This window comes from Solibacillus sp. FSL K6-1126 (assembly GCF_038003445.1).
GTDB lineage: Bacteria > Bacillota > Bacilli > Bacillales_A > Planococcaceae > Solibacillus > Solibacillus silvestris.
Map to the genome: position 1 here is coordinate 229001 of NZ_JBBOPD010000001.1, position 6000 is coordinate 235000.

A 6000-nucleotide genomic window follows, 5' to 3' on the forward strand; every position below is an offset into this window, starting at 1 on the left:
CATTAAGGAGTGAAATACGTGTCAAATATCGAAGAATTAAACGACCAACTTTTGGTGAGACGCCAGAAGATGACAGATATTCGTGAAAACGGTATGGACCCATTCGGCAGCCGTTTTGAACGCACACATTTATCGAACGAAGTTATTGCAGAAAATGAGCAATTTAATAAAGAACAGTTAGAAGAAAATCCACGTGAAGTAGTAATCGCCGGACGTATTATGACAAAGCGCGGTAAAGGTAAAGCAGGTTTTGCGCATATCCAGGACTTAGCAGGCCAAATCCAAATTTATGTACGTAAAGATGCAATTGGTGAAGAAGCATATGAATTGTTCAACAAAGCAGATCTTGGTGATATCGTAGGGGTAAAAGGAAACGTATTCCGTACGCAAGTTGGAGAGCTGTCTGTTAAAGCGACAGAGTTCACTTTCCTAACAAAAGCATTACGCCCGTTACCTGATAAATTCCACGGTCTGACAGACGTAGAACAACGTTACCGTCAACGCTATGTAGACTTAATGACAAACGACGAATCAAAAACAACATTTATCCAACGTTCAAAAATCATCCGAGCAATCCGCAACTATTTAGATAACAATGGTTATTTGGAAGTGGAAACACCAATGCTGCATACAATTGCAGGTGGTGCTGCGGCTCGCCCGTTCATTACACACCACAATGCATTGGATATGGAATTATATATGCGTATCGCAATCGAGCTGCATTTAAAACGTTTAATCGTTGGTGGCTTGGAAAAAGTATATGAAATCGGCCGTGTATTCCGTAATGAAGGAATTTCAACTCGTCACAACCCGGAATTCACAATGATTGAATTATATGAAGCGTATGCAGACTACAACGATATTATGGACTTAACAGAAAACCTTATTGCACATGTAGCCCAAGATGTTCTTGGTACGACATCTGTACAATATGGTGAAGATACAATTGAACTAGGTGTTGGCTGGAAACGTGTGCATATGGTAGATGCAGTTAAAGAAGCAACGGGTGTAGACTTCTGGGCTCCGATGACTGTAGAAGAAGCACGTAAACTTGCTGCTGAACACGGCGTGGAAATTAAAGATGCACATGAAGTAGGTCACATCATCAATGAATTCTTTGAGCAAAAAGTAGAAGAAACATTAGTACAACCTACATTCGTAACAGGTCACCCTGTGGAAATTTCTCCGTTAGCGAAGAAAAATCCTGAAGATCCACGCTTCACAGATCGTTTTGAGCTATTCATTGTTCGCCGTGAGCACGCTAATGCATTTACAGAATTAAATGATCCAATCGATCAACGCGAGCGCTTTGAAGCTCAAATGGCCGAAAAAGAGGCAGGAAATGACGAAGCACATGAAATGGATAATGACTTCATTGAAGCATTAGAATACGGTATGCCGCCAACAGGTGGTTTAGGTATCGGTATCGACCGCTTAGTAATGTTATTAACGAACTCACCATCAATTCGTGATGTATTGTTATTCCCGACAATGCGCCATACAACAAAATAAGTTTAGTTTAATTAGGGCCTTGCGCTATTCGCAAGGCTCTTTTCTTTATTATAGGAAGATGAGAGTGGCTGCTTGGCAGAGGTGAACGATGGGAGTCTCGGCGTATAAATTATTCCTGGGGGATTATACAGATGTATTGTGGGAAGAATGGTCATTCCTTTCTATATATTGGAGTGGATATAGGAGAAACAATAAACATTATAAAAAAATATAATATTTTTTAAAATAACTATTGCAATATAATTGTAGGGGTGGTATATTATCTCTTGTCGCTAAAACGCGGCGCACTAAACTACAAAGTTCTTTACTTTTCGACTTTAGAGTGGTAAAGTATAAGAGTTACCGAATTTACAGTGATTATGAGTTTGAAACTTTTTTTGAAAAAGTTGTTGACAAATGATTCGTGAAAATGGTAAGATATAAAAGTTGTCACAACGACAACGCAATGAACCTTGAAAACTGAACAAGCAACGTTAATGAAACAAGCTTCTTAAATGAAGCAAACAATAGATTTCAACTTCTAACGAAGTTGGATCGCTAGCAAAGCAAATGAGCTTTCAAACTACTTTTATGGAGAGTTTGATCCTGGCTCAGGACGAACGCTGGCGGCGTGCCTAATACATGCAAGTCGAGCGGAAATTTTATTGGTGCTTGCACCTTTAAAATTTTAGCGGCGGACGGGTGAGTAACACGTGGGTAACCTACCTTATAGATTGGGATAACTCCGGGAAACCGGGGCTAATACCGAATAATACTTTTTAACACATGTTTGAAAGTTGAAAGACGGTTTCGGCTGTCACTATAAGATGGACCCGCGGCGCATTAGCTAGTTGGTGAGGTAACGGCTCACCAAGGCAACGATGCGTAGCCGACCTGAGAGGGTGATCGGCCACACTGGGACTGAGACACGGCCCAGACTCCTACGGGAGGCAGCAGTAGGGAATCTTCCACAATGGACGAAAGTCTGATGGAGCAACGCCGCGTGAGTGAAGAAGGATTTCGGTTCGTAAAACTCTGTTGCAAGGGAAGAACAAGTAGCGTAGTAACTGGCGCTACCTTGACGGTACCTTGTTAGAAAGCCACGGCTAACTACGTGCCAGCAGCCGCGGTAATACGTAGGTGGCAAGCGTTGTCCGGAATTATTGGGCGTAAAGCGCGCGCAGGTGGTTCCTTAAGTCTGATGTGAAAGCCCCCGGCTCAACCGGGGAGGGTCATTGGAAACTGGGGAACTTGAGTGCAGAAGAGGATAGTGGAATTCCAAGTGTAGCGGTGAAATGCGTAGAGATTTGGAGGAACACCAGTGGCGAAGGCGACTGTCTGGTCTGTAACTGACACTGAGGCGCGAAAGCGTGGGGAGCAAACAGGATTAGATACCCTGGTAGTCCACGCCGTAAACGATGAGTGCTAAGTGTTGGGGGGTTTCCGCCCCTCAGTGCTGCAGCTAACGCATTAAGCACTCCGCCTGGGGAGTACGGTCGCAAGACTGAAACTCAAAGGAATTGACGGGGGCCCGCACAAGCGGTGGAGCATGTGGTTTAATTCGAAGCAACGCGAAGAACCTTACCAGGTCTTGACATCCCGGTGACCACTATGGAGACATAGTTTCCCCTTCGGGGGCAACGGTGACAGGTGGTGCATGGTTGTCGTCAGCTCGTGTCGTGAGATGTTGGGTTAAGTCCCGCAACGAGCGCAACCCTTATTCTTAGTTGCCATCATTCAGTTGGGCACTCTAAGGAGACTGCCGGTGATAAACCGGAGGAAGGTGGGGATGACGTCAAATCATCATGCCCCTTATGACCTGGGCTACACACGTGCTACAATGGACGGTACAAACGGTTGCCAACCCGCGAGGGGGAGCTAATCCGATAAAACCGTTCTCAGTTCGGATTGTAGGCTGCAACTCGCCTACATGAAGCCGGAATCGCTAGTAATCGCGGATCAGCATGCCGCGGTGAATACGTTCCCGGGCCTTGTACACACCGCCCGTCACACCACGAGAGTTTGTAACACCCGAAGTCGGTGAGGTAACCTTTATGGAGCCAGCCGCCGAAGGTGGGATAGATGATTGGGGTGAAGTCGTAACAAGGTAGCCGTATCGGAAGGTGCGGCTGGATCACCTCCTTTCTAAGGATTTTTCGGAATCATTCCTTCGGGGAATGAAACATTAACGGTTGCTGTTCAGTTTTGAAGGTTCATTCTTAATTGAATGAAATACTTCAAACCTTGCTCCTGACGCTTGCGCTTACGTCGCAAAGCTGCATGAAGCAAAATCAGTGAAGCTTCTCACGATGTGATTGAAGTCAGCTGCTTCGTTCTTTGAAAACTGGATAAAACGACATTGAAAGCAATAAATCAAATTTCTATTTTATAGATTTTTAAACAAGTCAAGAAATTGACGTGTAAACTTAAATCTTAGATCTCTGATCTAAGTGTTAACTTTTGGTTAAGTTAATAAGGGCGCACGGTGGATGCCTTGGCACTAGGAGTCGATGAAGGACGGCACTAACACCGATATGCCTCGGGGAGCTGTAAGTAAGCTTTGATCCGGGGATTTCCGAATGGGGGAACCCACTATCTTTAATCGGATAGTATCTTCACGTGAATTCATAGCGTGTTGAAGACAGACGCAGGGAACTGAAACATCTAAGTACCTGCAGGAACAGAAAGAAAATTCGATTCCCTGAGTAGCGGCGAGCGAAACGGGAAGAGCCCAAACCAAAGAGCTTGCTCTTTGGGGTTGTAGGACACTCTATACGGAGTTACAAAAGAATGAATTAGACGAAGCGACTTGGAAAGGTCCGCGAAACAAGGTAAAAGCCCTGTAGTCAAAAGTTCATTCCCTCCAGAGTGGATCCTGAGTACGGCGGAACACGTGAAATTCCGTCGGAATCCGGGAGGACCATCTCCCAAGGCTAAATACTACCTAGTGACCGATAGTGAACCAGTACCGTGAGGGAAAGGTGAAAAGCACCCCGGAAGGGGAGTGAAATAGACCCTGAAACCGTGTGCCTACAAGTAGTTAGAGCCCGTTAATGGGTGATAGCGTGCCTTTTGTAGAATGAACCGGCGAGTTACGATTACGTGCGAGGTTAAGTTGAGAAGACGGAGCCGCAGCGAAAGCGAGTCTGAATAGGGCGAATTAGTACGTGGTCGTAGACCCGAAACCAGGTGATCTACCCATGTCCAGGGTGAAGGTGAGGTAACACTCACTGGAGGCCCGAACCCACGCACGTTGAAAAGTGCGGGGATGAGGTGTGGGTAGCGGAGAAATTCCAATCGAACCTGGAGATAGCTGGTTCTCTCCGAAATAGCTTTAGGGCTAGCCTCGTGATTGAGAATACCGGAGGTAGAGCACTGTTTGGACTAGGGGGGCATCTCGCTTTACCGAATTCAGACAAACTCCGAATGCCGGATATTTATACACGGGAGTCAGACTGCGAGTGATAAGATCCGTAGTCAAGAGGGAAACAGCCCAGACCACCAGCTAAGGTCCCCAAGTAATCGTTAAGTGGAAAAGGATGTGGCGTTGCTTAGACAACCAGGATGTTGGCTTAGAAGCAGCCATCATTTAAAGAGTGCGTAATAGCTCACTGGTCGAGTGACGCTGCGCCGAAAATGTATCGGGGCTAAACGATTCACCGAAGCTGTGGATGCATACTTAGAGTATGCGTGGTAGGAGAGCGTTCTAACAGCGTTGAAGTCAGACCGGAAGGACTGGTGGAGCGGTTAGAAGTGAGAATGCCGGTATGAGTAGCGAAACATGGGTGAGAATCCCATGCACCGTATGACTAAGGTTTCCTGAGGAAGGCTCGTCCGCTCAGGGTTAGTCGGGACCTAAGCCGAGGCCGATAGGCGTAGGCGATGGACAACAGGTTGATATTCCTGTACCACCTCCTCACCGTTTGAGAAATGGGGGGACGCAGTAGGATAGGGTAAGCACGCCGTTGGTTGCGCGTGTTCAAGCAGTAAGGCGTGTATGTAGGCAAATCCGCATACTATAACGTTGAGCTGTGATGACGAGCTCGTATGAGCGAAGTTCCTGATTTCACACTGCCAAGAAAAGCCTCTATCGAGGTGAGAGGTGCCCGTACCGCAAACCGACACAGGTAGTCGAGGAGAGAATCCTAAGGTGTGCGAGAGAACTCTCGTTAAGGAACTCGGCAAAATGACCCCGTAACTTCGGGAGAAGGGGTGCTTCTTTGGGTGCATAGCCTAGAGAAGCCGCAGTGAATAGGCCCAGGCGACTGTTTAGCAAAAACACAGGTCTCTGCAAAACCGTAAGGTGACGTATAGGGGCTGACGCCTGCCCGGTGCTGGAAGGTTAAGAGGAGCGGTTAGCGCAAGCGAAGCTGTGAATTGAAGCCCCAGTAAACGGCGGCCGTAACTATAACGGTCCTAAGGTAGCGAAATTCCTTGTCGGGTAAGTTCCGACCCGCACGAAAGGCGTAACGATCTGGGCACTGTCTCAACGAGAGACTCGGTGAAATT

At 46.7% G+C, this 6000-nt stretch carries 1 protein-coding gene and 2 rRNA genes (1 of these 3 running past the window's edge); all 3 read left to right on the forward strand.

Translation table 11 applies throughout. From position 1 onward, the window contains the following. Positions 1-9: 9 nt before the first annotated feature. Positions 10-1512: a lysine--tRNA ligase gene (lysS, locus tag MHH44_RS01125; RefSeq protein ID WP_173364511.1), complete on the forward strand. Its 1503-nt coding sequence runs from the start codon at positions 10-12 to the stop codon at positions 1510-1512. Between the two features lie 567 nt (positions 1513-2079). Then, positions 2080-3636, forward strand: a 16S ribosomal RNA gene (locus tag MHH44_RS01130). A gap of 317 nt (positions 3637-3953) precedes the next feature. Beyond that, a 23S ribosomal RNA gene (locus tag MHH44_RS01135) occupies positions 3954-6000 on the forward strand; it runs 882 nt beyond the window's last position. Together the 16S and 23S rRNA genes form the textbook arrangement of a ribosomal RNA operon.